Raw genomic sequence first — 24,765 nt, forward strand, 5'->3', positions numbered from 1 at the left:
TCCTTCACCAGGAGCACCATGACCTCTCGCCCGCCCGCCCGTCTCTTCTCGCGCCTCACGCCGTCCACCGAGCGCACGCTCGTCGACGTGCTGCGCACCGAGCGCGCCGGCGGGATCCTGCTGCTCATCGGCACGGCGGCGGCGCTCATCTTCGCGAACACGCCGCTGCAGGGCGTGTACGAGCGGCTGAGCGAGCTCACGCTGGGCCCGCACGCGCTCCACCTCGACCTCAGCGTCGCGGACTGGGCCAAGGACGGGCTGCTGGCGATCTTCTTCTTCGTCATCGGCCTCGAGCTCAAGCGCGAGATCGTCGCGGGAGAGCTGCGGAAGCCGTCGACCGCGGTGGTGCCCATCGTCGCGGCGATCGGCGGCATGGCGATGCCCGCGCTGCTCTACGTGGGCGTCAACTCCATGTTCGCCGGCGGCTCGCTCGACGGGTGGGCGGTGCCGACGGCGACCGACATCGCGTTCGCGATCGCGGTGCTCGCCGTGGTCGGCAAGTGGCTCCCGAACGCGCTGCGCGCGTTCCTGCTCACGCTCGCGGTGGTCGACGATCTGCTCGCGATCATCATCATCGCCGTGTTCTTCTCGAGCGACCTCCACTTCGAGTGGCTCGCCGCCTCGCTCGCGTGCATCGCCGTCTTCGGCCTGCTGCTGCGCAAGGGCTGGAACCACGCCTGGCTGCTGTTCCCGCTCGCGTTCGCCGCGTGGGCCTTCATGCACGCCTCGGGCGTCCACGCCACCATCGCCGGCGTCGCGCTGGGCCTCATGGTGCCGGCCGTCGCGCGCAAGGGAGAGCGCACCTCGCTCGCCGAGCACTGGGAGCACGTGTGGCGCCCCGTCTCGGCCGCGGTCGCCGTGCCGGTCTTCGCGTTCTTCGCCGCGGGCGTCACCATCGACGCCGAGTCCATCTCGGCCGTCGCGCACGACCCGGTGGCGCACGGCGTCATCGCGGGCCTGGTGATCGGCAAACCGCTCGGCATCGTCCTCGCCACGTGGCTGGTCGCCACGTTCACCAAGGCCACGCTCGACCGCGGGCTCGCGTGGATCGACGTGGCGGGCATGGGCATGCTCGCGGGCATCGGCTTCACCGTGTCGCTCCTGATCGGCGAGCTGGCCTTCACCTCTGACCCGGAGCGGGTCGAGGCGGTGAAGCTGGCCGTCCTGTTCGCGTCGGTGCTCTCGGCGCTGCTGGGCGCCGCGGTGCTGTTCTTCCGCGACCGCTTCTACCGCCGCCTGTACGAGCGCCGCTCCAACCCGATCCCGCTGCCATCGAACCGCATGGCCAAGCCGGAGGAGCTCGGCCGCAGCGTCGGCGTCGACCCCGCCGAGGTGGGCGTCGAGGCGCCCGCGGGAGACGACAAGGGCCACTGAACCCGCGCATCGTCCCCGGGGACGATGCGGCGCGTCCTACGCGTCGGCGCGCACCCGCGCGCCCGGCGCGGTGGGGCACAGCGCTGCGATCTCGCAGCTGCCGCAGTCGGGCTTGCGCGCCATGCACCGGCGGCGGCCGTGGAAGATCACGCGGTGCGACCACAGCGTCCACTCGCGACGCTCGATGAGCGCCATGAGGTCGCGCTCGACCACCACCGGGTCGTCGTTCACCGTGAGGCCGAGCCTCCGCGCGAGGCGGCCCATGTGCGTGTCGACCGTGATGCCGGGGATGTCGAAGGCGTTGCCGAGCACCACGTTCGCGGTCTTGCGGCCGACGCCGCGCAGCGTGACCAGGTCGCGCTGACGGCCGGGCACCTCGCCGTCGAAGCGGTCGACCAGGTCCCGGCTGAGCCCGAGCAGCGACTCCGCCTTGGCGCGGTAGAAGCCCGTGGGGCGGATGAGCGCCTCGAGCTCGTCGCGGTCGGCGCCGGCCATCGCGCGCGCGTCGGGGAAGCGCGCGAACAGCGCGGGGGTGACCTGGTTGACGCGGACGTCGGTGCACTGCGCGCTCAGCACCGTGGCGACCAGGAGCTCGAACGCGTCGCGGTGGTCGAGCTCGCAATGCGCGTCCGGGTAGACCTCCGCGAGGGCGCGGTTGATCGCCCGCGCGCGCCGCACCAGCGCGACCGGCGGGGCGTCCTGGGAGGACGATGCGACGGTGAGCGGGGTGCGGGCCATGCGCCCACCCTAGACCGCTCAAGCGCGCCGTCCCGGCGGCCGATAGACGGAGGGACAGGCGCGCGACGCGCGCGACGGACGAGGGAGGTGGGCGTGGCGACAGCGACGACGGCGAGCGTCATCGCCGATCTTCGGCAGCGTCGCCGCGACACCCGGCGCGAGCTTGCGCGGGTGCGCTGGTGGCGCCGCCTGGTGCGCGCGCGCCGCGACCTCGCCGTGGCGTTCGTGGCCGAGCCCATCGGGGCTGGTAACGCGGGACTCGAGCTGTCGTGGGAGGCGCTCGCCGCGGGCGCGCCGACCACCTCGGAGCTGTCCGGCGCGGTGTGGCCCGAAGGGAGCGCTCTCTCGTTCGGGACGCTCGAGGAACTGGACGATCTGGACGCGCGACTCGCCGCCTACGAGTCTCGAGTGGCCTCCACCCTTGATAATGTGACGGGCCAGATGGTGCGCGCGATGGCTCGAGCGCACGCGGTCGAGATGGAGATTGAGGAGGCCTGACATGCCCGATGCGGCACGCGAGGAGCAGCTGCTCCGGTCGTCGCCGCTGTTCGGCGGCATGGACGGGACCACGGCGCGTTCGCTGATCTCCCAGATGCACCGCCGCGAGCTCTCGCGCGGCGACACGATCTTCGCCGAGGGCGACGACGGCCACGCGCTCTACGTCGTGGTCAAGGGCAAGGTCAAGCTCGCGCGGACCGCGCGCGACGGCCGCGAGAACCTGCTCGCGCTGCTCGGCGCCGGCGACATGCTCGGCGAGCTGTCGGTGTTCGACCCGGGCCCGCGGATGTCGCGGGCGCACACGGTCGAGGACACCATCGTCTACGAGCTGCCCAAGCAGGTGCTCGACACCTGGCTCGACGATCACCTGGAGATGTCGCGCCACATGCTGCGCGCCCTCGCGCAGCGGATCCGCCGCCAGTCCAACACGATGGCGGACCTGGTGTTCTCCGACGTCCCGGGCCGCGTGGCGAAGGCGATCCTCGAGCTGGGGCACCGGTTCGGACGCATGGAGCGCGGCCACGTGACCGTGCGTCACGGACTCACCCAGGAGGAGCTCGCCCAGCTGGTGGGCGCGTCGCGTGAGACGGTCAACAAGGCGCTCGCGGACTTTGCGTCGCGCGGCTGGATCGACGTGCACATCGGCGCCGTCGAGGTCTACGAGCCCGAGCGCCTGCGCGCCCGCTCGCGCTGACCCACCGCTCCCTCCCCGGTCATCCCCGGACCGACGCCGGACACTGGCAACGGATCTCGCGGCGACACGCCGCGTCCCGACGCCGGTGCGCCGCGACACGCCCGCAACCCGGGACAAGGTCCGTTGCTGCTGCCAGGCAGGGCGGGGCGGGACGATGCGCGGCCGCCGGGGCCACGCATCGTCCGATCCCTAGAGCGAGCGCAGGGCGACCGTGATCTCCACCTCGACGGGCGCGCCGAGCGGCAGCGCCGCGACGCCGACCGCGGAGCGGGCGTGGCGACCGGCCTCGCCGAAGACCTCGACCATGAGGCTCGAGGCCCCGTTGAGGACGGCGGGCTGCGCGGTGAACCCGGGCGCCGAGGCGACGAAGCCCGTGACCTTCACGACCGACTCGATGTTGTCGAGCCCTCCGGCCGCCTGCGCGACCGCGGCGAGCGCGTTGAGGGCGCACTGACGCGCGCACTCGGTCGCACGCTCGGGCGTGACATCGCCCGCGCGCTGGCCGACGAGGCCCACAGCGAGGAGGTCGCCCTCGGACAGCGGCAGCTGTCCCGAGGTGTGCACCAGGTCGCCGTGGCGACGCGCGGGGACGTAGGTGCCCACCGGGGTCGCGACCTCGGGCAGCGTGAGCCCCAGCGCGGCGAGGCGCTGGCTCGCGGACACGGTCAGCGCTCCCCGGTCGGGCGCTTGAGGTACGCGACCAGGCCCCCGGTGGGGCCGGTCACCACCTGCACGAGCTCCCAGCCGTCCTCGCCCCACTGGTCGAGGATCTGCTTGGTGACGTGGTCGATGAGCGGAACGGTGGCGTACTCCCAGGTGGTCATGCGCCCGAGCCTAGTCCGCCACGGCCCCGCTCGGCGGGCCCGCGGAGGGGCTGATTGGTGCCCGCGCGCGCCTCGCTTACCCTTATAGCCATGTCTCGGTCCCATCCACGCCCTCGTACGAAGGTGACGTTCGTGCAGCTGCTCACCGCGCTGTCGCTGTTCGTCGCCCTGTCGATCATGGGTGGGTTCCTCCTCGCAGGCCTCGCCCTGCCTGCGGTGACGGTCGCCGGAAACGCCGCGAGCGGGTCCGCCGAGCTGTTCGAGGAGCTGCCGCAGGAGCTCGCGGCCGTGAGCCTCCCGCAGCAGTCCAACATCTACGACCGCACCGGCAAGAACCTGCTCGCGACGTTCTACGAGCAGAACCGCGTGGTGGTGCCGCTCGAGGACATCTCGCCGTGGCTGCAGAACGCCGTGGTGTCGATCGAGGACAAGCGCTTCTGGCTCCACCACGGCGTCGACGGCGAGGGCCTGCTGCGCGCGGCCTACGTCAACCTCACCTCGCCCGACTCCCCCGGAGCGTCGACGCTCACGCAGCAGCTGGTGAAGAACACGCTGCTGCAGAAGGCGATCCTGTCCGAGGACGAGGACGCGATGGATGCGGCGACCGAGGTGTCGCTCACCCGCAAGATCCGCGAGTGGCGGCTCGCCCTCGCGCTCGAGGAGAACCTCGACCGCGAGTACGGCGTCCAGTGCGACCCGGACAACGCGAAGGTCGACTGCGGCAAGGAGCAGGTGCTCGAGCAGTACCTCAACATCGCGCAGTTCGGCGCGAACACCTACGGTGCCGAGGCCGCGTCGCAGCTCTACTTCTCGAAGTCCGCGAAGGACCTGACGGCCATCGAGGCCGCCACGATCGCCGGTGTCACGCAGAACCCCTCCAAGTGGGACCCCATCCGCTACCCGGAGAACGCGAAGGCGCGCCGCGACACCGTGCTCTACCAGATGTACCTGCAGGACTTCATCACCGAGGACCAGTACGACGAGTACTCCACGATCCCGGTCGAGGAGACGCTCAAGGTCTCGAACCCCAAGTTCTCGTGCGTCGCTGCGCAGGACGCGCCGTTCTTCTGCGACTACGTCACCAAGATCATCCGTCGCGACGACGTCTTCAACCAGGAGGGCGCGGAGCTCACGGGCGCCGACCTGCTGAGCCTCGGCGGCCTCGACGTGGTCACCACGCTCGACCTCGACAAGCAGCGCGCGGCCAACCAGGCGCTCGAGGCCGCGCTTCCCAAGGACGATCCGAAGGGCTGGGCGATGGCGCTCGTGTCCCTCGACCCCGGCACCGGGGAGATCCTGGCGATGGCGCAGAACCGCGACTTCGACCCGTCCGAGGAGGGCGGCGAGGGCACCACCGCGATCAACTACGCCGTCGACTACGAGTGGGGAGGATCGTCCGGGTTCTCGCCGGGCTCGACCTTCAAGCCCGTGGTCCTCACCGAGTGGCTCAAGGAGGGCCACTCGCTCATGGAGAAGGTCGACGGCAAGCAGCAGAAGTACGACCCGTACTCGTGGCAGGCCAGCTGCGTCGACGGACCGGTGACCCGCGACTGGTGGGGCCCGGGCAACGTCGAGGGCGCGTTCGCGTACCAGCAGACGGTGCTCCACGCCTCCGCGAACTCGGTCAACACGGCCTACGCGAACATGGCGAACAAGCTCGACCTGTGCTCGCTCCGCGATACGGCCGAGGACCTCGGCTTCCAGCGCGCGGACGACAAGGAGATCGAGATCACGCCGACGATGGCGCTCGGCACGCAGAACGCGTCCCCGCTGACGATGGCGCAGGTCGCGCAGGTGTTCGCGAACGAGGGCGTCCGCTGCGACCCGATCGCGATCCTGTCGGTCACCGACGCGAACGGCAAGCAGCTCGCGGTGCCGCCGCAGAGTTGCGAGCGCGTCATCGACAAGGAGATCGCGGACGGCGTCGCGTACGCGATGCAGGACGTCATCAAGGAGGGGACCGGAACGGTCGCCCAGCTCGCGGACGGCCGCCCGGCGGCCGGCAAGACCGGTACCGCGCAGAACAACACGCACCTGTGGTTCATGGGCTACACCCCCAACCTCGTCGCGACCGTCTGGCTCGGCAACCCGGACTACGACGAGGAGGGTCAGAGCATCACCCTCAACGGCACGTACTACAGCTACCTCTACGGATCGTCGATCTCGGCGCCCACGTGGAAGGCGTACATGGACGTCGCGTTGCAGGACATGCCGGTCGAGGGCTTCGACGAGCCGACCGACGATATCCTCTACGGCAAGCCCGTACCTGTGCCGTCGATCATCGGGATGACCGAGGACGAGGCGCGGAGCACCATCGACGGGGCCGGCTTCAAGCTCGCGGAGGAGGGCACCAAGGTGTTCTCGTCGCAGTACGCGCCCGGAACCGTCATCGCGCAGTCGCCCGGTGCGTACTACAAGACGCTGCCCGGCTCGACCATCAGCTACTCGATCGCGACGGACCAGATGCCCGGCTGGTACACCAAGTGGCCCCAGGGCTGGGACCCGAACGTCGCGCCCGACGACTGGTGGGGCACCGAGTGGCCGCCCGCGGAGTTCGAGAGCAACCCGCCCGCGGGCTGGCCGCTCGCGAACGACGACGAGCAGGACGGCAACGGTAACGGAAACGGCGGCAACAACAACGGCGGCGGCGGCCGCGGCGGGCGCGGGTAGGCGTGAGGCGCGTCGTCGCGGGTCTCGCAGCCGTGGGCGTGGCGGGCCTCGCGTGGGGCCTCGCCGAGGCGCGCGCGTTCACGGTGCGCCGGCACGAGGTGCCGATCCTTCCCGCGGGCAGCCGGCCGGTGCGAATCCTGCACCTGTCCGACCTGCACCTCACGCCGTCGCAGCGCCGCAAGGTGGCCTGGGTCCGCGCGCTTGCGCACGAGCCCATCGACGCCGTGGTCACCACCGGTGACAACCTCGCGCACCCGGATGCGGTGCCGACCGCCCTCGAGGCGCTCGAGCCGTTCCTGGCGCTGCCCGGAGCGTTCGTGTTCGGGTCGAACGACTACCACGGGCCGCTTCCCAAGAACCCCCTCGACTACTTCGGCGGGCCGTCGCGCCTGCGCCCGAAGCAGGCGGAGCTCCCCACCGAGGCGCTCCGGGAAGGTCTTGCCGCCCAGGGCTGGGTGGACCTCAACAACGCGCGCGGCTCGATCACCGCGGCGGGCTCGGTGCTCGACCTCGTGGGCGTCGACGACCCCCACATCGGCCTCGACCGGATGCCCGAGCCGGCTCCGCCCGTCGCCGATGCCGCCGTGCGCATCGGCGTCGCGCACGCGCCGTATCGCCGGGTGCTCGACCAGATGGCGTCGGACGATGCGGCGCTCATCCTCGCCGGCCACACGCACGGCGGACAGGTGTGCGTCCCGTTCTACGGTGCCCTCGTCACCAACTGCGACCTCGACACGAGCCGCGCGAGCGGTCTCCACGGTTGGCCGGGCGTGCGTCCGGACTCGGGCGGCAAGGGCGTCTACGTCCACGTCTCCGCGGGGCTCGGCACGTCCCCGTACGCGCCGTACCGCATCGCGTGCCGCCCCGAGGCGACCATCCTCACCCTGGTCCCGCGGGCGTAGGGGGTCGATTTCATGTTTCCGCCTGCCGTCGGATATCCTAGGCAGGCTCAAAAACCGGGGTGTGGCGCAGCTTGGTAGCGCGCCTCGTTCGGGACGAGGAGGCCGCAGGTTCAAATCCTGTCACCCCGACGGTTGAGAGAAGGGCCGGATCCGCGAGGATCCGGCCCTTCTTGCGTCCCCGCCCGGTCGGCGCCGCGCGAGTCTTCAACGTTGCAGACTCGCGGACCACGCCTATTTGGCACTTGACCAGGTATGACAACGTTATCGAAACGTGACCGCGCGTGGGTGGATTGCCCTTTGCTTACCGATTTGTCAGACCTATCGTGAGCGGGACGCCTCCTCAACGTCGAGGGCGGTGCCCCGGGGCGATGACGCCCTGGTCAAGGGGAAGGGATGTCGACGTGAAGAAGTCCTCTCTGATCTCGACCGGGGCGCTGCTCGCAGCCTCGGCCCTCGTGCTCGCCGGATGCTCCAGCGACGGCGGGGACACGGGCTCCAGCATGGAGTCGAGCGATACCGGATCCGGCGATGCGATGGCCGAGGGCGGCCGTGCGTGCGTGATCCTGCCCGACGCCGCATCGTCCCCGCGCTGGGAGAACGGCGACCGGCCCGCACTCGAGGAGGCGATCACCGCCGCCGGGTTCGAGGCCGACATCCAGAACGCGCAGGGCGACACCGCCAAGTACGCGACCATCGCCGACCAGATGCTCACGCAGGGCTGCGGCGTCATGATCCTGGTCGACTACAACGGCGCGGGCGTGACGGTCACCGAGAACGCGGTCGCGCAGGGCATCCCCGTGATCGCCTACGACCGCCCGATCGCCGGGGCCGACTACTACGTCTCCTTCGACAACTTCAAGGTCGGCGAGCTCGAGGGTCAGTCCGTGGTGGACGGTCTCGAGGCCAACGGCGTGGACCCGGCCGAGGCCGTGGTCGTGTACATCGGCGGCGACCCCGCCGACGGCAACGCCGCGAAGTTCCACGACGGTGCGGTGTCCGTCATGGAGGCCGCGGGCATCGAGCCGGCGGCGGAGCCGGCGGGCAAGTGGGACGGCGAGTACTCGGCGACCCAGTTCGAGCAGGCGCTCACCGACCTCGGCGGCAAGGTCGACGCGGTCTGGGCCGCGAACGACACGAACGCCGCGGGCGTCATCACGATCCTGGACAAGAACGGGCTGACGGTTCCCGTCTCGGGTCAGGACGCCTCGGTCGCCGGTCTCCAGAACGTGCTGCTCGGCAAGCAGGCGGCGACGGTCTACAAGCCGTACCAGCTCGAGGCGGCCACCGCCTCGGACCTCGCGGTCCAGCTGCTCAACGGCGAGGCGCCCGAGGCGCCCGCCGAGTACGACGACGGCACGCCGTTCTTCGCGGAGACGCCGGTGCTCGTGGGGCCCAACGACATCCAGCAGGTCATCGACGACGGCAATGCGTCCTACGACGAGATCTGCACGGGCGAGGTCGCGGCCAAGTGCGACGAGGTAGGGCTCGCCGCCGCCTCGTGAGCGGCGCGTGACGGGGAGGGCCCCGCGTGGCGACGCGGGGCCCTCCCTTCCCACCATCCTCGACACCCGATCCGGAGGAGATCCATGACCCAGCCCATCGTCGAGCTTCGCCAGGTGACCAAGAGCTTCGGACCCGTCGACGTCCTCAAGGGCGTCGACCTTGTCGCGCATGCGGGGCGCGTCACCGCGCTCGTGGGGGACAACGGCGCCGGCAAGTCCACGCTCATCAAGGGCCTCGCCGGCGTGCAGCCCTACGACGGAGGCGAGGTGCTCTTCGACGGGCAGGCCGTCTCCCTCCACCACCCGCGCGAGGCCGCTCGCCTGGGGATCGAGGTGGTCTACCAGGACCTCGCGTTGTGCGACAACCTCGACATCGTCCAGAACATGTTTCTCGGCCGCGAGGAGCTGGCGTCGGGCACGTTCGACGAGGGCCGCATGGAGGCCGAGGCCGCCCGCGCGCTCCAGACGCTGTCCGTGAAGACGGTGAAGTCGCTGCGGCAGAAGGTGGCGTCGCTGTCCGGCGGCCAGCGCCAGACCGTCGCGATCGCCCGCTCCGTGGTGAAGAAGGCCACCGTGGTCATCCTCGACGAGCCCACGGCTGCGCTGGGCGTCGCGCAGACGGCCCAGGTGCTCGACCTGGTGAGGCGCCTCGCGGACAGCGGTGTCGCGGTCATCATCATCTCCCACAACCTGCAGGACGTCTTCGCCGTCGCGGACGACATCAGCGTCCTCTACCTGGGCACCATGACGGCTCGGCTGGTCGCCAAGGACACCAACCCGGCCGACGTGGTCGGGTACATCACCGGGACCACGCGGATGACGGAGGTCGACGCGTGAGCGCCGAGGTCGACAGCGAGGGGCCCGCCGTCGCGGCGGCGGACGATGCGCCCAGCCTGCTGGGCAAGGGCGGTCACGGCGGGGTCGGCGATGCGGTCCGCGCCTACCTGCAGCGCGTGCGCGGCGGCGACATGGGGCCGCTGCCCGCGGTCGGAGGGCTCGTGGTGCTCGTGGTGATCTTCGCGATCGCGAACCCGCTGTTCCTCACCGAGCGCAACATCGCCAACCTGTTCACGCAGGCGGCGCCGCTCGTGACGCTCGGCATGGCGCTCGTGTTCGTGCTGCTCCTCGGCGAGATCGACCTGTCGGCGGGCGTGACCTTCGGCGTCGCGATGGGGGTGTTCGTCAAGCTCACCCAGCCCGGCGGGATGGCCTGGCCCCTCGCGCTGCTGGTCGCGCTCGGCATCGGGGTCGCCGTCGGCGCGTTCATCGGCTTCTTCGTCGCGCGCATCGGCGTGCCGTCGTTCGTGGTGTCGCTGGGGCTGTTCCTCGGGCTCCAGGGCGTGATGCTGGTGATCATCGGCGCGGGCGGCACGTACCGCCTCATCCCGAGCCCGATCCGCGCCATCCAGAACCAGAACCTGCCCCCGTGGGCCGGGTGGACGATGCTCGCCGTGGTGCTCGCGCTGCTGCTCGCGGTCGCGCTGCTCGACCGCAGGCGCCGCGCGGCGTCGGGGGCTCCCAACCCGCCCGCGAGCATCATGTACGCCAAGCTCGGCGTCATCGCGGCGCTGGGCGCGTTCATCGTGTTCTACCTCAACCAGGACCGCGGCACCGCGGCGCGCTCGCTCGAGGGCGTCCCCATCGTGGTGCCGCTGGTGCTGCTCATTCTCATGGTGGGGACGTACGTGCTCGATCGCACGCGCTTCGGCCGCTACATCTACGCGATCGGCGGCAACACCGAGGCGGCGCGGCGCGCCGGCGTAAACGTCACGCTCGTGAAGTGGTCCGCGTTCGTCGTCTGCTCGGTGCTGGCGGTGGTCGCCGGCGTCTTCACGGTCTCGAAGGTGGGATCGGCCGATGCGGCGATGGGGCGCGAGATCGTGCTGTCGGGCGTCGCCGCGGCCGTGGTCGGCGGCGTCAGCCTCTTCGGCGGCCGCGGGCGGCTCGTGCACGCGGTGATCGGGGCGACCGTGATCGCGGTGATCACCAACGGCATGGGCCTGCTCAAGTTCTCCGCCGGCGCGAACCTCGCGGTCACGGGCGGCGTGCTGGTGCTCGCCGCGACGGTCGACGCCCTCGCGCGCAAGCGGTCGGGCGCCACGGGCGTGTAGGGAGCGGTGCGGCGGTGGCTCGCCGCGCCGTCGCATCGTCCCCGGGATAGCGTGAACCAGGGACGTCGCCGAGGCCGGGAGGGCCGCTGATGGACACGCTGCTGGCCGCGCTGCCGATCGTGATCGTGCTGGTGCTCATGATCGGCCTCAAGTGGTCGGCGATCTGGGCGGGGGTGTCGGCGGCGGCTGTCGCGCTCGTCATCGCGCTCACGACCTTCGCGTTCGGCACCGACGAGGGCTTCGACCGCGTCGAGGGCGTCACGGGCGTGGTGGTGAGCGCCGCGTGGACCGCGCTCACCGTCATGCTCATCATCGGCCCGGCGCTCGGGATCCATCATCTGCAGCAGAGGACCGGTGCGACGTCAGCGATCGAGGCGGGCCTGGCACGGATCACGCCCGACCCGCGGGTGGCGGCGCTGCTCATCGCGTGGTTCTTCACGCTGCTCATCGAGGGCGCGGCGGGGTTCGGCACGCCGGTCGCGCTGTCCGCGCCGTTCCTCGTGGCGGCCGGCTTCAAGCCGGTGACGGCGGTGGTCGCGGCGATGGCGGGCAACGTGGCGGCCGTGCCGTTCGGCGCGGTGGGCACACCGACGCTCGCCCAGGCGCAGATCGTCGACTACGCGCCCGCCGACCTCTCCTGGGCGGTGTCGCCCTACATGGTGGTGACGGGGGCCGTGCTCGCTATCGTGGTGGCGCGGCTCGTGGGGACGCTCATCCCGTCCGCCGGGCCGCCGTGGAAGTGGATGGCGGTCGCGTATGTGGCGTTCTTCGGCCCGTGCCTGCTGATCGCGCGGTTCGTGGGTCCCGAGCTGCCGTCCCTCATGGGGGCGATCGTGGGCGCCGGCGTGTTCATCGCCGTGGTGAGGGCCGTCGTGATGCGGCGTGCCCGCGCGCACGCGCTGCTGACCGCGGCGGAGGAGGCGGCGGAGCGCGAGGTCGAGCACGCCGCCGACGAGGCCGAGGCGACGGAGGCGCATCGGCTGTCGCTGCTCGCCGCGACGGCGCCGTACGCGATCCTGGTGACGCTGGTGCTGCTCACCCGGCTCGTGCCGCCCGTCAAGGACGCGTCGCAGTCGTGGAACGTGACGTGGAGCCTGTTCGGAGGGGAGTTCGGCGACGGCATCCAGCCGCTGTACCACCCGGGCCCCCTGCTGCTCGTGGCGTTCCTGGGGGGCGCCCTGTGGCAGCGCGCGAGCCGTGCCGAGGTGGGCGGGGCGTTCGCCGTCGCGACACGGCAGGTGGTGCCGGTGTTCGCGGCGCTCGTCGCGATGGTGACCGTGGCCTACACGATGTCCGAGTCCGGCATGACGACGCAGCTTGCGGTGGCCGCGGCGGGCACGGGCGCCGTGTGGCCCCTGCTGTCGCCCTTCGTCGGCGCGCTCGGCACCTTCATGACGGGTTCCGCGACGTCCTCGAACATCCTGTTCACCGACTTCCAGGACCTCACCGCGACCGAGGCGGGGCTGTCACCGCTGCCGCTGCTGGGGGCGCAGGGCGCCGGCGCGGCGATCGGCAACGCCATCTGCCCGCACAACATCATCGCGGCGGCGGCCACGGTGGGGCTGGCGGGGCGCGAGGGCGAGCTGCTCAAGGGGACGTTGCCGCCCGCGATCATCACCCTGGTGATCGCGGGCGGGATGGCGCTGCTGCTCGCGTGAGCCCGGCGATTCCCGATGACGCGTGTGGGCCCCGTGCATCGTGAAGCAGACGTGACGGCCACAGGCGGCGCGTCCGCCCCACCGGTCACAGGCGTCATCGGGAATCGTCGCGGGGGACGATGCGGGAGGCGCCCTACGCGGCGGCCTTCAGCTTCGCGGCCACCAGCTCCGCGATCTGGACCGCGTTGAGCGCGGCGCCCTTGCGCAGGTTGTCGCCCGAGACGAACAGCACGAGGCCGCGCGTGCCCTCGAGCGACATGTCCTGGCGGATCCGGCCCACGAGCGACACGTCGCCGCCGGCCGCAGCGAGCGGCGTGGGAACCTCTGCCACCTGCACGCCCGGCGCGTTGGCCAGGATCTCGTAGGCGTCGGCGGGCGTGATGCCGCGCTCGAACTCCGCGTTGATCGACAGCGAGTGGCCGGTGAACACGGGCACGCGCACGCATGTGCCGCTCACCATGAGCTCGGGCAGGCCCAGGATCTTGCGCGACTCGTTGCGGAGCTTCTGCTCCTCGTCGGTCTCGTTCGAGCCGTCGTCGACCACGGAACCGGCCATCGGGATCACGTTGAACGCGATCGGCGCGACGTACTTGACCGGCTCCGGGAACTCGACCGCCGCGCCGTCGTGCGCGAGCGCCGCGGCACCCTCGACGGTCGCCAGCGCCTGCGAGTGCAGCTCCTCGACCCCCGCGAGGCCGGAACCGGAGACAGCCTGGTACGAGCACACGACCAGGCGCTCGAGGCCCGCGGCCTCGTGCAGCGGCTTGAGGACCGGCATCGCGGCCATGGTGGTGCAGTTGGGGTTGGCGACGATGCCCTTCGGGATGTCGTCGAGCGCCTCCGGGTTGACCTCCGAGACCACCAGCGGCACCTCGGGGTCCTTGCGCCACGCCGACGAGTTGTCGATCACGATCGCGCCCGCGGCGGCGAACAGCGGCGCGTACTCCTTCGACGCGGCACCGCCGGCGGAGAACAGCGCGATGTCGATTCCCGCGTAGTCGCCCGAGGCGACGTCCTCGACGGCGATCTCGCCGCCCAGGTGCGGGAGCATCGTCCCGGCGGACCGGGAGGACGCGAAGAAGCGCACGGTGGCGTCGGGGAAGCGCTCCGCGACCAGCGCGCGCATGACGGCGCCCACCTGCCCGGTGGCGCCCACGACTGCAACGGTCAGGCTCATCGTCCGGTCCCTCCGTAGACCACGGCCTCGCCCTCGGTCGAGTCGAGCTCGAAGGCGGTGTGGACCGCGCGGACGGCCTGCTCGAGCTGCTCCGCGCGGGTGACCACCGAGATCCGGATGTCGGATGTGGTGATCATCTCGATGTTGACGCCCGCGTCGCGCAGCGCCGCGAAGAACTTCGCGGACACGCCCGACGAGGAGCGCATGCCGGCGCCGATCAGGGAGATCTTGCCGATGGTGTCGTCCGTCGCGAGCGCCTCGTAGCCGATGACCCCCGCGTCCGCCTCGATGGCCGCGATCGCGTCGGGGATCGACGCGGCGGGCAGCGTGAAGGAGATGTCCGTGACGCCCGTGTTGGTCGCGGAGACGTTCTGGACGATCATGTCGATGTTGACATCGGCGCGCGCCACGGCCTCGAACAGGCGGGCGGCGGAGCCGGGCACGTCGGGCACGCCCGTGACCGTGATCTTGGCCTCGGACTTGTCGTGCGCGACTCCCGCGATGATCGGGTCTTCCATCTCGTCTCCTTCTTCAGTCTCCCCCACGACCCACGTTCCCTCCAGGCCGGAGAACGACGAGCGCACGTGGATGGGCACGTTGAACCGGCGCGCGTACTCGACGCAGCGGGGCATGAGCACCTTCGCGCCGGAGGCGGCCATGTCGAGCATCTCCTCGTAGGTGATGCGGTCGAGCTTGCGGGCGGCGGGGACGATGCGAGGGTCGGCGGAGAACACGCCGTCCACGTCCGTGTAGATCTCGCAGACGTCGGCGCCGAGCGCGGCAGCGAGCGCCACCGCCGTCGTGTCGGAGCCGCCGCGGCCGAGCGTGGTGACGTCCTGGGTCTCCTGGTTGAGCCCCTGGAAGCCCGCGACGATCGCGACCCGGCCGTCGGACAGGGCCTTCTGCAGGCGGCCGGGCGCCACGTCGATGATGCGCGCACGGCCGTGGTGCTCGGTGGTGATGACGCCGGCCTGCGGGCCGGTGAAGGCCTGCGCCGGGATGCCCTCGGAGCCGATGGCCATCGCGAGCAGCGCCATCGAGATGCGCTCGCCGGCGGTCAGCAGGATGTCCATCTCGCGCGGGTCGGGGGCGTCCGAGACCTCCTGCGCGAGGTCGATGAGCTCGTCCGTCGTGTCGCCCATGGCGGAGACCGTGACGACCACGTCGTGGCCCTCTCGCACCGTGTCGGCGACGCGACGCGCGACGCGCTTGAGCGCCGCGGCGTCGGAGACCGACGATCCGCCGTACTTCTGCACCACAAGGGACATGCAAGACTCCAGGAGGAATGGGGGTCGATGTCCGCGAGGCGGACACGGTGTCTCATTCTAGGGGTACGTGCGCGCGCGGCCGCGTGGGTCCTTCCGCCCGGACGATGCCCGGGTCGACGCGCCCGCGGAGGCCCCGCGGTCCTAGGGTGGGCGACGTGAGCACCGTCGCACCAGTGGTCTGGACCACCGCCGGCGCCGTGAGCGGCCGCTGGCGCGAGCATCGTTCCGCATCCGGCGATCCGAGCGTCGCCGCGACGTTCCTGGGCATCCCCTACGCCGAGCCGCCCGTCGGCGAGCGGCGCTTCCTCGCGCCCGCGCCGCGCGCGCCGTGGGACGGCGTGCTGCCCGCGGTGCTCCACGGCGCGACCCCGCAGCGGCGTTCGCCCTACGGGCCGGACCCCTTCGTGCCCGAGCCTTCGATCCCCGGTGGCGACCTCCTCACGCTCGACGTGGGGACCCCCGACCCCTCGCCGGATGCGGGGCTTCCGGTGCTGGTCTACCTCCACGGCGGCGGCTTCATCGGTGGATCGCACGCGAGCCCCTGGTACGGCGGTCAGGCGTTCCACCGCGACGGCGTGGTCACGGTCGCGCCCAGCTACCGGCACGGGTTCGACGGCTTCGGCTGGATCGACGGGGCGCCGCTCAACCGCGGCGTCCTCGACTGGATCGCCGCGCTCGACTGGGTCCAGCAGAACATCCGCGCGTTCGGCGGGGACCCGGGCAGGGTCACCATCGCGGGGCAGTCCGCGGGCGGAGCGGCCGTGATGCGCCTGCTCACCATGCCGGCCGCGCGAGGGCTCTTCCGGGGCGTCCTCGCGCTGTCTCCCGCGGATATGCCGGTGACGGTGGACGATGCGCGGGTCATGGCGCACGCGGGCGTCGCGAGGCTCGGGGTCGCGCCCGATCTCGAAGGGCTCCGGTCGCTGTCCGAGGCCCAGGTGCTCGCGGCGCAGGCGGAGATGTCGCGCGAGGAGGACGACCCCTTGCCGACGATGCTCGAGCGCAGCGGCCTGATGCTCGGGCCGGTGATCGACGGCGAGCTGGTGCCGGGGACGGTCGCGGAGGGGCTCGCGGCGGGGATCGGCGACGACGTCGCGCTGCTCATCGGTGCGACGGCCCACGAGTTCGACCTCGCGGTCGGCGACGCCGCGCCGCGGCTCGCGGACCTGGATGCGCGCGCGGCGCTCGCGCGCATGGCGATCGAGGGCGAGCCCGCCGGTGCGCTCATCGCCCGCTCGCCGCGCGACGATGCGGTCGGCGCGGTGGGTCACGCGGTCACCGACATCACGTTCCGCCGCTACGTGGCGCTGTGGGCGGCGCAGCGAGCCGCGGCCGGGGCCTCTCCACGCACCTGGGCGTACGACTTCCGCTGGACCGGCGGCGCGGAGGGCCTCGCGGTGCATTGCCTCGACCTGCCCTTCGGCTTCGACATCCTGCGCGAGCCGACCGCCGTGCGCCGCACGGGTCCGGGCGCTCCGCAGGAGCTGGCCGACGCGGTCCACGGCGACTGGCTCGCGCTCATCCGGGACGGAAAGGTCGACGCGCCCGTGCATGCGGAGGCGCGTTCGACCATCGTCTACGGCGACCCCGTGCGCGACGTGCGGCCGGGCTACGCCGACGAGGAGCGGTTCGCGCGCGCGACGGCGAGGCTTCCCGAGCCCGCCGCGCCCTGACGCGCGCCCCCAGAAATAGGGGGATGTCCCTGATGGGAAACGGGCCCTGCCCGTGCCAGGGTGGGTCTCGGTGCGCGGCAGAGGGGTCGCGCCTGTACCAGGGGGATCCATGGTGGAGACATCCACGGCGGTGCTCGCGACCGCGGCGGTGAGCGCGCGCGGCGTCGCCCGCTCCTTCGGCTCGGTGCATGCGGTGGTCGATGCGACGCTCGAGGTGCAGCCGGGGACCGTCACCGCGCTCATCGGGCCGAACGGCTGCGGCAAGACCACGCTCATGCTCATGCTCGCGGGGCTGCTGCGGCCCGACTCCGGCGAGATCCGCGTCGCCGGCGCCGACCCGCGGCACGATGCGGCGGCGGTGCGCGACGCGATCGGCTGGATGCCCGACCAGCTCGGCTCGTGGGACAACCTCACATGCCTCCAGACGCTCACGCTCATGGGACGCGGCTTCCGGCTGCACGCGCACGAGGCGCGCGAGCGCGGCGCGGCGCTGCTCGCGATGGTCCACCTCGACGAGTTCGCCGACCGGCCCACGCGCGTGCTGTCGCGCGGGCAGAAGCAGCGGCTGTCCATTGCCCGCGCGCTCATGAACGACCCGGCGGTGCTGCTCATGGACGAGCCCGCCAACGGCCTCGACCCGCGCTCGCGCGTCGAGCTGCGCACCCTGGTGCGCGAGCTCGCGGCCGCGGGCAAGGCCGTTCTGGTGTCCTCCCACGTGCTCGCGGAGCTCGACGAGATGGTCGACGACGCGGTGTTCATGTCCAAGGGCCGCACCCTGGGCGACGAGATCGCCGCGAAGGTCGCCGACGCGCGGACCCGCTACCGCATCGGCACGCTCGACGATGCGCTGCTGCACCGCGTGCTCGCGGAGGCACGTGTGCCGTTCGACGACGAGCCGACCGGCGCGGTGATCCGCGTCGGCAGCGAGGAGGAGGCCGCGCAGGCCCTCGCCTGGCTCATGGCGAAGGGCGTGCCGGTGCATCGCTTCGGCCCCGCCGGAAGCGCGCTCGAGCAGACGTACATGACGATGGAGGAGGAGCGGCGATGACCGTGCTCGACGACAGCCCCGCCGCGGCGCCTCAGCCGGCTCCCGCATCGTCCCGCCGTCCTGCGAAGGGCAACCCGTGGCACCCGACCGTGCGCGGCACGCTGCTGGTCACGCAGATCGAGCTGCTGCGCCGGCGCCCCACCGTCAAGGGATGGATCTTCTACGGCCTCCTGCTCGCGGCGATCCTGGGCCTCGGCGTCCTGCTCGCCGTCGTCAGCGGCGACGAGAAGTCGTCGACGCCCATGGAGCTCGTGCTCGTGCTGGTCCTCGGCGCCGGCATGCTCATCGCTCCGTCGCTCGCGGCGACGTCGATCAACGGCGACTCCTCGGAGGGGGTGCTCGCTCCGCTGCAGATGACGCGCCTCACGGCGGGCGACCTGGCGTTCGGCAAGCTGCTCGCCTCGTGGCTGATCGCGTTCGCGGTGCTGCTCACGATGACGCCGTTCCTGGTCTACGCGTTCACGCGCTCGGGCTGGCATGTCGGCGAGCTGATCGTGGTCATCGGCGTGATCCTGCTGGTGGTCCTCACCTCGACCGCGATCGGGCTCGCATGGTCGTCGCTCGCGGCGCGCGCCGTCGCCTCGGTCTCGCTCGCGCATCTCACCACCGGCGCGCTCCTGCTCGGCACGCTGCTGGCCTTCGTCTTCACGCAGCCGCTGGTGTCGGAGACCGTGACCGACCAGTCGCGCTACATCGACTACGAGGCGCTCACGGACGAGCAGCGCGAGGCGTACGACACCTGGGACTGGTCCGAGGTCGACCCGTCCACGCTGCCGTGCCGCGCCCCGGACGACCCGTACGAGTACGGCGTCCCGCATACCGAGCGCACCGCCTGGCTGCTGCTGGCGAATCCGGTGGTGCTGATCGGGGAGTCCTCGCCGATCATCAGCTTCGAGACGTGGGAGGAGGACGGCCGCGCCGCGCCCGGCCTGTTCGCCGAGATGCACCGGTGGGTGAGCGACTCCCGGGTCGGGCCGTCCGAGTCCGACCTCGCAGGTGAGCAGTGGGACGAGTGCGCGATGCTCGTCGCCGATCAGAACGGCGAGGTCTACAACGGCGGAGGCGGCGACTGGGAGGCGGAGCAGGAGGCCAACTCCGTGTACCCGCGCGCGCCGTGGATCGGGCTCGGCGTCCAGGGCGTGCTGCTCGCGGGCGCGATGTGGATCGTGGTCGCACGCCTGCGGGTCCCATACACGAAGCTCCGTCAGGGCACGCGAGTCGCCTAGCGCCCCTGACCCCGCGACCGCCCCTGACGCCTGCAACGGAGCTGGTCCCGGGTGCGCGGCGTGTCGCCCGAAAACAGGCGCGACACGCCCGCGAACCGGGACTCGATCCGTTGGCAGCGTCGAGAGCGGGGAGGGGTCAGCTGACCTTGCGGCGGCCCTCGAAGGCGCGGCCGAGCGTGACCTCGTCGGCGTACTCGAGGTCGCCGCCGACCGGCAGGCCCGAGGCGAGGCGCGACACCGTCACGCCCATGGGGGCGAGCATGCGCGTGAGGTAGGTCGCGGTCGCCTCGCCCTCGATGTTGGGATCGGTCGCGATGATGACCTCCTCGATGCGCCCGTCGCCGAGGCGGGTGAGGAGCTCGCGGATCCGCAGATCATCAGGGCCAACGCCGTTCATGGGATCGATCGCGCCGCCGAGCACGTGATAGCGCCCGCGGAACTCGCGCGTGCGCTCGATGACCACGACGTCCTTGGGCTCCTCGACCACGCACAGCACGTCCTCCGCGCGGCGCGGGTCCGTGCAGATCCGGCACTGCTCGGACTCGGCGACGTTGCCGCACGTGGTGCAGAAGCGCACCTTCTCCTTGACCGTGGTGATCGCCTCGGCGAGGCGGCGGACGTCAGCGGGGTCCGTGCTGAGGATGTGGAAGGCGATGCGCTGGGCGCTCTTCGGGCCGATGCCCGGGAGGTGGCCGAGCTCGTCGATGAGGTCCTGAACCGCGCCGTCGTACATGGGGACAAGCGTAGGCGGTCGGGCTGCCGCCGCCGGTCAGCGACCGCGGGTGCCCCATGGGAGGCAACTGGGGCCCGAAAGCGACCGCCAGCGCCCCATTTCGCGATTGACGCGAGTTGAGGTAGGCGGCGGGCGGCGGGCGCGCCGCGTCCGCCGGAGGTCAGTCCTCGATGACGACCCCGCCGAGCTCCTTCGCGAGGATCTCCGTCGCGCTCAGACCCGCATCTGCCGCGCGGGCGTCGTCGGCGGAGATCTCCTCCTCCTCGTAGGGAGGCTCGTCGTCCGGCGGCGGGACGTCCCACGGCGGCGGCTCCTCCGCGGACGGCGAGGACGATGCGGCGGACGCAGGGGCGGACGATGCGGCTGCGGGCCGTGAGGGGGACGATGCGGCGGGAACCGCCGCCGGGGCCGGCGGGGCGGCGGCGGGCGCGGGCGCGGGTCGGGCGGCGGGCGGCGCGGCCGGACGGGCGGGGGCCGGTCCTGACGGGCCGGCGACCGCGGTGATCTTGAGCTGCATGCCGAGCGTCTCGCGCAGCGCGAGCTGCAGGTTCTCCGCGTGCTTGCCGCCGTCGAGCATCGCGACCAGGTTCGGGTTCGATACCGCGAGGGTGAGCAGGCCGTCCGCCACGGCGTGCACCTGGGCGTTCTGGCTCACGAGCGTCCACGTGACGCGCCACCGCTCGAGCGTGCCGAGCACCTCGGGCCAGCGACGGCGCACCAGCTCGGTGTCGGCCGCGCCGCCCGCGGGCGCCGCCACGGGCTCGGGCGCGGCCGGTGCCGCCGGTGCCGCGGATGCCGCTGCGGCGGGCGCCGGCGTCCAGTCGTCGTTGTCGGCGGGTGCCGCGGGCTCCGGGGCGGCCGCGGGCGCAGGAGCCGAGACGGCCGCAGCCGCGGGCGCGGCCACGGGAACAGGAGCCGTCACGGGCGCGACGGCGGGCGCCGCCACGGAAACAGGCGCCGCCACGGGCGCGACCCCCGGCTCCGAGGCGAGCAGGCGCGCGCACAGCAGCTCGAGGTGCAGCCGAGGCGAGGTCGCGCCCACCATGTGCGTGAGGGCGTCGTTCACCAGGTCGGCCGCCGCGGAGCCGCGCGCGAGGCCGAGCCGGCGGGCCTGCGCGCGCACGCGCTCGAGCTGGTCCTCGGGCAGCGAGCCGAGCGCCCGCGCGCCGGCGTCCCCTGCGGCGCACAGCAGCAACAGGTCGCGCAGCCGCTCGAGCAGGTCCTCGACGAACCGTCGCGGCTCGTGCCCCGTCGACATCACCCGCTCCACCACGTCGAACAGCGAGGCGCCGTCCGCCGCCGCGATGGCGTCGACCGCGTCGTCGAGCATGGTCGCGTCCGTGAAGCCCAGCAGCGCGATCGCGCGGTCGTAGGTGACGCCCGACTCGTCGGATCCCGCCATGAGCTGGTCCAGCACGGAGAGGCTGTCGCGCACCGAGCCGCCGCCGGCCCGCACCACGAGCGGCAGCACGCCCGACGCGACCTCGACGCCCTCGGCGGTGCACAGCGTCTCCATGTAGGCGGTGAGCACGGGCGGGGGCACCAGGCGGAACGGGTAGTGATGCGTGCGCGAGCGGATGGTGCCGATGACCTTCTCGGGCTCCGTGGTCGCGAAGATGAAGCGGATGTGCGGCGGCGGCTCCTCGACGAGCTTGAGGAGCGCGTTGAAGCCCTGCGGCGTGACCATGTGGGCCTCGTCGAGGATGAAGATCTTGTACCGGTCGCGCGCCGGGGCGAAGGCCGCGCGCTCGCGCAGCTCGCGCGCATCGTCCACGCCGTTGTGCGAGGCCGCGTCGATCTCCACGACGTCGACCGAGCCTGCGCCCCCGCGGGCCAGCTCGACGCACGAGGGGCACGTGCCGCACGGGGTGTCGGTGGGCCCCTCCGCGCAGTTGAGGCAGCGCGCGAGGATGCGCGCGGAGGTGGTCTTGCCGCAGCCGCGCGGACCCGAGAACAGGTAGGCATGGTTGACGCGGTCCGCGCGAAGCGCCTGCATGAGGGGGACGGTGACGTGCTCCTGGCCTACGACGTCCGCGAAGTTGTCGGGACGGTAGCGGCGGTACAGGGCGGTGGTCACGGGTACGACTCTAGTGCGGGGCTCCGACGCCCAGGAAAAGCCCGCCACAGCATCGTGCGGGCATGAAGAGGCCCCCCACGCACCCGACAGAGCCCGCTTACCCTTGCTTCGTTCCCGACCTGGGGGAGTTGGGCGAGGTATCGCCACGTGGGGGGTTGCCGTCCAGTCTAACGGCTGCGCGAGTGCGGAAGTGTCCGCAGGATCGGGTATAGTTTCCGGGCCTGGAGGATTCGCCTAGTGGCCTATGGCGCACGCTTGGAAAGCGTGTTGGGTGCAAGCCCTCAGGGGTTCGAATCCCCTATCCTCCGCCAGTAGTACTCGATCCGCGACGGGATGGTGCCTGTGACCGAGCGAGCGAACGGACGCCCCGACGCCCGGCGCGCTCAGGTCCGCCGCCACCGCCGCGAACGCCAGATCATCGTCTTCGGAGTCCTGCTCATCGGCGTCGCGTTCGCGGCTATCTTCGCCGCCGGCGTCTACAAGGGCGAGATCGCGGGCCCCATCTCGCAGCCCTTCGTGACCCCCGAGGGCGCCTTCGAGAGCAACGTCACGCTCGTGTGCCCGCCGCCGAGCAGCACCGCGATGGCGCACAAGAACGTCGGCGTCAGGGTCCTCAACGGCACCGGTATCTCGGGGCTCGCGGGCGCGGTGTCGACGGAGCTCGACGACCGCAACTACGTGATCGTGAGCACCTCGAACTGGAGCCGGACCTACCAGGACAACGTCCGCCTCTACTTCGGTCCTGACGGCATCCGCCAGGCCTACACGGTGGCGCGGAACTTCGACGGCGAGGTCGACATGGTCCTCGACAACCGCGAGGGGTCGCTCGTGGACGTCGTCCTGGGCGAGGCCTACGAGAGCGGCAACCTGCGCTCCGAGCTCGACGCGGAGCTCGCGCCCGGCACCTCGCTCACGGCCAACGCGGAGTGCCTGCCGGCGAGCCTCATCACGCCCGAGCCCGCCCCGCGCAGCCTCCCTGACAACCCCGTCGACGCCGAGAAGGCAGACGGCTAACTGCCCTTCCCGCCGGCACGGCCGGTGGGACGATGCGGCGCGCGCCGCATCGTCCCCGAGGGCGTCAGCCCTCGAGCGTGCCGTGGAACGCGGTCCAGGACTCGGGAGCCAGGCGCAGGGTGATCGTGCCGTCCTCGTGCGAGACGGGAAGCGCGTCGACCATGCCGTAGGACTCCGCGGCCTCCTGGCCCTCGCGCGGACCCACGTGGTCCGCGAGCACGGCGCTGCCGCCGTCGATGCGCGCGGTGGCACCGGGGTGCCGCAGCGTCACCTCCTGCTCGGAGTCGCTGCGGTTGGTGACGAACAGCGCGAGCGCCCCGGTCGACGGGTCGACGGTCGCGGCGGCGGTCACCACGGGCACGTCGCCGTGCTTCGCGGTCGCCATGGTCGCGGAGTCGACCTTGACCTGCAGGGCGTCGCCCCGCGCGAGGCGCGCGGCGGTCGCGAACGGATGGAACGTGGTCTGCCTCCACGCCGGGCCGTCCGGCTCGGTCATGATCGGGGCGATCACGTTGACCAGCTGCGCGAGGCAGCCGACGGCGACGCGATCGGCGTGGCCCAGCAGGCTGATGATGAGGTCGCCCACCACCACGGCGTCGAGCGCGGAGTACACGTCCTCGATGATGCGCGGCGCATCCTTCTGGACGGGCAGGTTGGTCTCGCCGACGAAGCGTGAGAACAGGTACCAGACGTTCCACTCGTCGAAGCTGATCGAGATCCGCTTGTCCGAGCGCTTCTGCGCGCCGATCGCGTCGGCGGACGCGGCGACCCGCTCGATGAACGTCGACATCGCGGTGCCGGAGCCGAGGAACGAGGCGCGGTCGCCCTCCATCTCCTCGTAGTACGCGTGCATGGAGATGTGGTCGACCACGTCGTAGCAGTACGAGAGCACGGTGCGCTCCCACTCGCCGAACGTGTCCATCATCATCGAGCTCGAGCCGCACGCGACCAGCTCGATGGACGGGTCCACCTGACGCATCGCGCGGCCGGTCGCCGCGGCGAGCTTGCCGTACTCGTGGGCGTCCTTGTGGCCGATCTGCCACGGCCCGTCCATCTCGTTGCCCAGGCACCACAGCTTCACGCCGTAGGGCTCCTCGCGGCCGTTGGCGATGCGCATGTCGGCCCACTTGGTGCCGGCCTCGCCGTTGCAGTACTCGAGCAGCCCGATGGCCGCGTCGATGCCGCGCGTGCCCAGGTTCACGGCCATCATCGGCTCGATCCCCTCACGCTCGCAGTACTGGAGGAACTCGTCGGTGCCCACCAGGTTCGGCTCGACGGTCCGCCACGCGAGGTCGAGGAACGGCTTGCGCTGCCCGACGGGCCCGACCGCGTCCTCCCACGTGTAGTTGGAGACGAAGTTGCCGCCCGGGTAGCGCAGCATCGTCACCCCGAGCTCACGCGTGAGGTCGGCGACGTCGCCGCGGAAGCCGTGCGCGTCGGCCGTCGCGTGGCCGGGCTCGTAGATGCCCGTGTACACGCATCGTCCCAGGTGCTCGACGAACGAGCCGAAGACGCGGCGGTCCACGGGGCCGATGCGGAAGTCGGGGTGCAAGGTGATGGTGGTCATGCGTTTCTTCT

At 71.8% G+C, this 24,765-nt stretch carries 21 protein-coding genes, 2 tRNA genes and 1 other RNA gene; 15 read left to right on the forward strand and 9 right to left on the reverse strand.

All coding sequences use genetic code 11. The annotated features are described in order from the left end of the window. Nucleotides 1–18 precede the first annotated feature (18 nt). Nucleotides 19–1,374 carry a Na+/H+ antiporter NhaA gene (gene nhaA, locus AOM09_RS01380; protein ID WP_082098717.1) on the forward strand — a complete coding sequence of 452 codons (1,356 nt, stop codon included), beginning with the start codon at nucleotides 19–21 and terminating at the stop codon, nucleotides 1,372–1,374. Between the two features lie 36 nt (nucleotides 1,375–1,410). Here nhaA and nth read toward each other — a convergent pair whose 3' ends face one another. Further along, nucleotides 1,411–2,112: an endonuclease III gene (nth, locus tag AOM09_RS01385; RefSeq protein WP_062383258.1), complete on the reverse strand. Its 702-nt coding sequence runs from the start codon at nucleotides 2,110–2,112 to the stop codon at nucleotides 1,411–1,413. Nucleotides 2,113–2,205: 93 nt separating this feature from the next. Between nth and AOM09_RS01390 the strand changes: the two genes are divergently transcribed. Both AOM09_RS01390 and AOM09_RS01395 read left to right on the forward strand, forming a co-directional pair. Further along, nucleotides 2,206–2,610 carry a hypothetical protein gene (locus AOM09_RS01390; RefSeq protein ID WP_156162175.1) on the forward strand — a complete coding sequence of 135 codons (405 nt, stop codon included), beginning with the start codon at nucleotides 2,206–2,208 and terminating at the stop codon, nucleotides 2,608–2,610. A gap of 1 nt (nucleotide 2,611) precedes the next feature. After that, on the forward strand, nucleotides 2,612–3,304 hold the full coding sequence (locus AOM09_RS01395) for a Crp/Fnr family transcriptional regulator (protein ID WP_062383261.1): 693 nt from the start codon (nucleotides 2,612–2,614) through the stop codon (nucleotides 3,302–3,304). A gap of 189 nt (nucleotides 3,305–3,493) precedes the next feature. Here AOM09_RS01395 and AOM09_RS01400 read toward each other — a convergent pair whose 3' ends face one another. Together AOM09_RS01400 and sp36 are read right to left on the reverse strand one after the other, a co-directional pair. After that, the gene (locus AOM09_RS01400) at nucleotides 3,494–3,967 is read right to left on the reverse strand and encodes a RidA family protein (protein ID WP_082098718.1); all 474 of its coding nucleotides are present in this window, start codon (nucleotides 3,965–3,967) and stop codon (nucleotides 3,494–3,496) included. 2 nt (nucleotides 3,968–3,969) lie between these two features. Continuing rightward, on the reverse strand, nucleotides 3,970–4,128 hold the full coding sequence (gene sp36 / locus AOM09_RS15070) for a Sp36 family protein (protein ID WP_156162176.1): 159 nt from the start codon (nucleotides 4,126–4,128) through the stop codon (nucleotides 3,970–3,972). A gap of 132 nt (nucleotides 4,129–4,260) precedes the next feature. Between sp36 and AOM09_RS01405 the strand changes: the two genes are divergently transcribed. From AOM09_RS01405 to AOM09_RS01435, 7 genes are all read left to right on the forward strand, one after another. Then, nucleotides 4,261–6,798: a penicillin-binding protein gene (locus AOM09_RS01405; protein ID WP_062383262.1), complete on the forward strand. Its 2,538-nt coding sequence runs from the start codon at nucleotides 4,261–4,263 to the stop codon at nucleotides 6,796–6,798. Between the two features lie 2 nt (nucleotides 6,799–6,800). Continuing rightward, nucleotides 6,801–7,700, forward strand: a complete 900-nt coding sequence (locus AOM09_RS01410) for a metallophosphoesterase (RefSeq protein WP_062383264.1) — start codon at nucleotides 6,801–6,803, stop codon at nucleotides 7,698–7,700. Nucleotides 7,701–7,755: 55 nt separating this feature from the next. Next, nucleotides 7,756–7,829, forward strand: a tRNA-Pro gene (locus AOM09_RS01415). 272 nt (nucleotides 7,830–8,101) lie between these two features. After that, nucleotides 8,102–9,202, forward strand: coding sequence for a sugar ABC transporter substrate-binding protein (locus tag AOM09_RS01420; RefSeq protein WP_062383267.1), 1,101 nt, complete (start codon nucleotides 8,102–8,104; stop codon nucleotides 9,200–9,202). A gap of 84 nt (nucleotides 9,203–9,286) precedes the next feature. Then, nucleotides 9,287–10,039: an ATP-binding cassette domain-containing protein gene (locus AOM09_RS01425; RefSeq protein ID WP_062383270.1), complete on the forward strand. Its 753-nt coding sequence runs from the start codon at nucleotides 9,287–9,289 to the stop codon at nucleotides 10,037–10,039. Then, the gene (locus tag AOM09_RS01430) at nucleotides 10,036–11,313 is read left to right on the forward strand and encodes a sugar ABC transporter permease (protein ID WP_062383272.1); all 1,278 of its coding nucleotides are present in this window, start codon (nucleotides 10,036–10,038) and stop codon (nucleotides 11,311–11,313) included. Before AOM09_RS01425 ends, AOM09_RS01430 begins: the two co-directional genes overlap by 4 nt. Nucleotides 11,314–11,402: 89 nt before the next feature. After that, nucleotides 11,403–12,971 carry an L-lactate permease gene (locus AOM09_RS01435; RefSeq protein ID WP_062383275.1) on the forward strand — a complete coding sequence of 523 codons (1,569 nt, stop codon included), beginning with the start codon at nucleotides 11,403–11,405 and terminating at the stop codon, nucleotides 12,969–12,971. 133 nt (nucleotides 12,972–13,104) lie between these two features. Here AOM09_RS01435 and AOM09_RS01440 read toward each other — a convergent pair whose 3' ends face one another. Beyond that, nucleotides 13,105–14,148, reverse strand: a complete 1,044-nt coding sequence (locus AOM09_RS01440; RefSeq protein ID WP_062383277.1) for an aspartate-semialdehyde dehydrogenase — start codon at nucleotides 14,146–14,148, stop codon at nucleotides 13,105–13,107. Continuing rightward, nucleotides 14,145–15,416, reverse strand: a complete 1,272-nt coding sequence (locus AOM09_RS01445) for an aspartate kinase (protein WP_062383281.1) — start codon at nucleotides 15,414–15,416, stop codon at nucleotides 14,145–14,147. The genes AOM09_RS01440 and AOM09_RS01445 overlap by 4 nt, the downstream gene beginning before the upstream one ends. Nucleotides 15,417–15,571: 155 nt before the next feature. Here AOM09_RS01445 and AOM09_RS01450 point away from each other — a divergent pair, with 155 nt between their 5' ends. The 3 genes from AOM09_RS01450 to AOM09_RS01460 all read left to right on the forward strand — a co-directional run bounded on the left by AOM09_RS01450 (nucleotide 15,572) and on the right by AOM09_RS01460 (nucleotide 19,363). Further along, nucleotides 15,572–17,089: a carboxylesterase family protein gene (locus tag AOM09_RS01450; protein WP_228375017.1), complete on the forward strand. Its 1,518-nt coding sequence runs from the start codon at nucleotides 15,572–15,574 to the stop codon at nucleotides 17,087–17,089. 109 nt (nucleotides 17,090–17,198) lie between these two features. Beyond that, a complete protein-coding gene (locus AOM09_RS01455) occupies nucleotides 17,199–18,137 on the forward strand; it encodes an ABC transporter ATP-binding protein (RefSeq protein WP_062383286.1) in 939 nt (312 codons plus the stop codon). Continuing rightward, a complete protein-coding gene (locus AOM09_RS01460) occupies nucleotides 18,134–19,363 on the forward strand; it encodes an ABC transporter permease (protein ID WP_062383289.1) in 1,230 nt (409 codons plus the stop codon). The genes AOM09_RS01455 and AOM09_RS01460 overlap by 4 nt, the downstream gene beginning before the upstream one ends. Nucleotides 19,364–19,499: 136 nt before the next feature. Here the strand turns inward: AOM09_RS01460 and recR are convergent, their stop codons facing one another. The 3 genes from recR to ffs form a co-directional block, all read right to left on the reverse strand. Next, nucleotides 19,500–20,096 carry a recombination mediator RecR gene (gene recR / locus AOM09_RS01465; protein WP_062383291.1) on the reverse strand — a complete coding sequence of 199 codons (597 nt, stop codon included), beginning with the start codon at nucleotides 20,094–20,096 and terminating at the stop codon, nucleotides 19,500–19,502. A gap of 160 nt (nucleotides 20,097–20,256) precedes the next feature. Continuing rightward, complete coding sequence (locus tag AOM09_RS01470; protein WP_062383294.1) at nucleotides 20,257–22,173, reverse strand: DNA polymerase III subunit gamma and tau; 1,917 nt, start codon at nucleotides 22,171–22,173, stop codon at nucleotides 20,257–20,259. Between the two features lie 66 nt (nucleotides 22,174–22,239). After that, an RNA gene (gene ffs, locus AOM09_RS01475) (signal recognition particle sRNA small type) lies at nucleotides 22,240–22,330 on the reverse strand. Nucleotides 22,331–22,396: 66 nt separating this feature from the next. Between ffs and AOM09_RS01480 the strand changes: the two genes are divergently transcribed. Then, nucleotides 22,397–22,484, forward strand: a tRNA-Ser gene (locus AOM09_RS01480). A 31-nt stretch (nucleotides 22,485–22,515) separates the two neighbouring features. After that, the gene (locus tag AOM09_RS01485; protein ID WP_062383297.1) at nucleotides 22,516–23,187 is read left to right on the forward strand and encodes a LytR C-terminal domain-containing protein; all 672 of its coding nucleotides are present in this window, start codon (nucleotides 22,516–22,518) and stop codon (nucleotides 23,185–23,187) included. A gap of 64 nt (nucleotides 23,188–23,251) precedes the next feature. Here the strand turns inward: AOM09_RS01485 and arfA are convergent, their stop codons facing one another. After that, a complete protein-coding gene (gene arfA, locus AOM09_RS15075; RefSeq protein WP_062383299.1) occupies nucleotides 23,252–24,754 on the reverse strand; it encodes an arabinosylfuranosidase ArfA in 1,503 nt (500 codons plus the stop codon). Between the last annotated feature and the right edge of the window lie 11 nt (nucleotides 24,755–24,765).

The organism is Demequina iriomotensis (assembly GCF_000971395.1).
Lineage (GTDB): Bacteria > Actinomycetota > Actinomycetes > Actinomycetales > Demequinaceae > Demequina > Demequina iriomotensis.

Excerpts from the sequence above, each read along its gene's own strand:
- AOM09_RS01455 (WP_062383286.1), top strand. The coding sequence starts at position 17,199 with ATGGTGGAGACATCCACGGCGGTGCTCGCGACCGCGGCGGTGAGCGCG.
- AOM09_RS01440 (WP_062383277.1), bottom strand. The coding sequence starts at position 14,148 with ATGAGCCTGACCGTTGCAGTCGTGGGCGCCACCGGGCAGGTGGGCGCC.
- AOM09_RS01395 (WP_062383261.1), top strand. The coding sequence starts at position 2,612 with ATGCCCGATGCGGCACGCGAGGAGCAGCTGCTCCGGTCGTCGCCGCTG.
- AOM09_RS01460 (WP_062383289.1), top strand. The coding sequence starts at position 18,134 with ATGACCGTGCTCGACGACAGCCCCGCCGCGGCGCCTCAGCCGGCTCCC.
- AOM09_RS01435 (WP_062383275.1), top strand. The coding sequence starts at position 11,403 with ATGGACACGCTGCTGGCCGCGCTGCCGATCGTGATCGTGCTGGTGCTC.
- AOM09_RS01425 (WP_062383270.1), top strand. The coding sequence starts at position 9,287 with ATGACCCAGCCCATCGTCGAGCTTCGCCAGGTGACCAAGAGCTTCGGA.
- arfA (WP_062383299.1), bottom strand. The coding sequence starts at position 24,754 with ATGACCACCATCACCTTGCACCCCGACTTCCGCATCGGCCCCGTGGAC.
- recR (WP_062383291.1), bottom strand. The coding sequence starts at position 20,096 with ATGTACGACGGCGCGGTTCAGGACCTCATCGACGAGCTCGGCCACCTC.
- sp36 (WP_156162176.1), bottom strand. The coding sequence starts at position 4,128 with ATGACCACCTGGGAGTACGCCACCGTTCCGCTCATCGACCACGTCACC.
- AOM09_RS01445 (WP_062383281.1), bottom strand. The coding sequence starts at position 15,416 with ATGTCCCTTGTGGTGCAGAAGTACGGCGGATCGTCGGTCTCCGACGCC.
- nth (WP_062383258.1), bottom strand. The coding sequence starts at position 2,112 with ATGGCCCGCACCCCGCTCACCGTCGCATCGTCCTCCCAGGACGCCCCG.
- nhaA (WP_082098717.1), top strand. The coding sequence starts at position 19 with ATGACCTCTCGCCCGCCCGCCCGTCTCTTCTCGCGCCTCACGCCGTCC.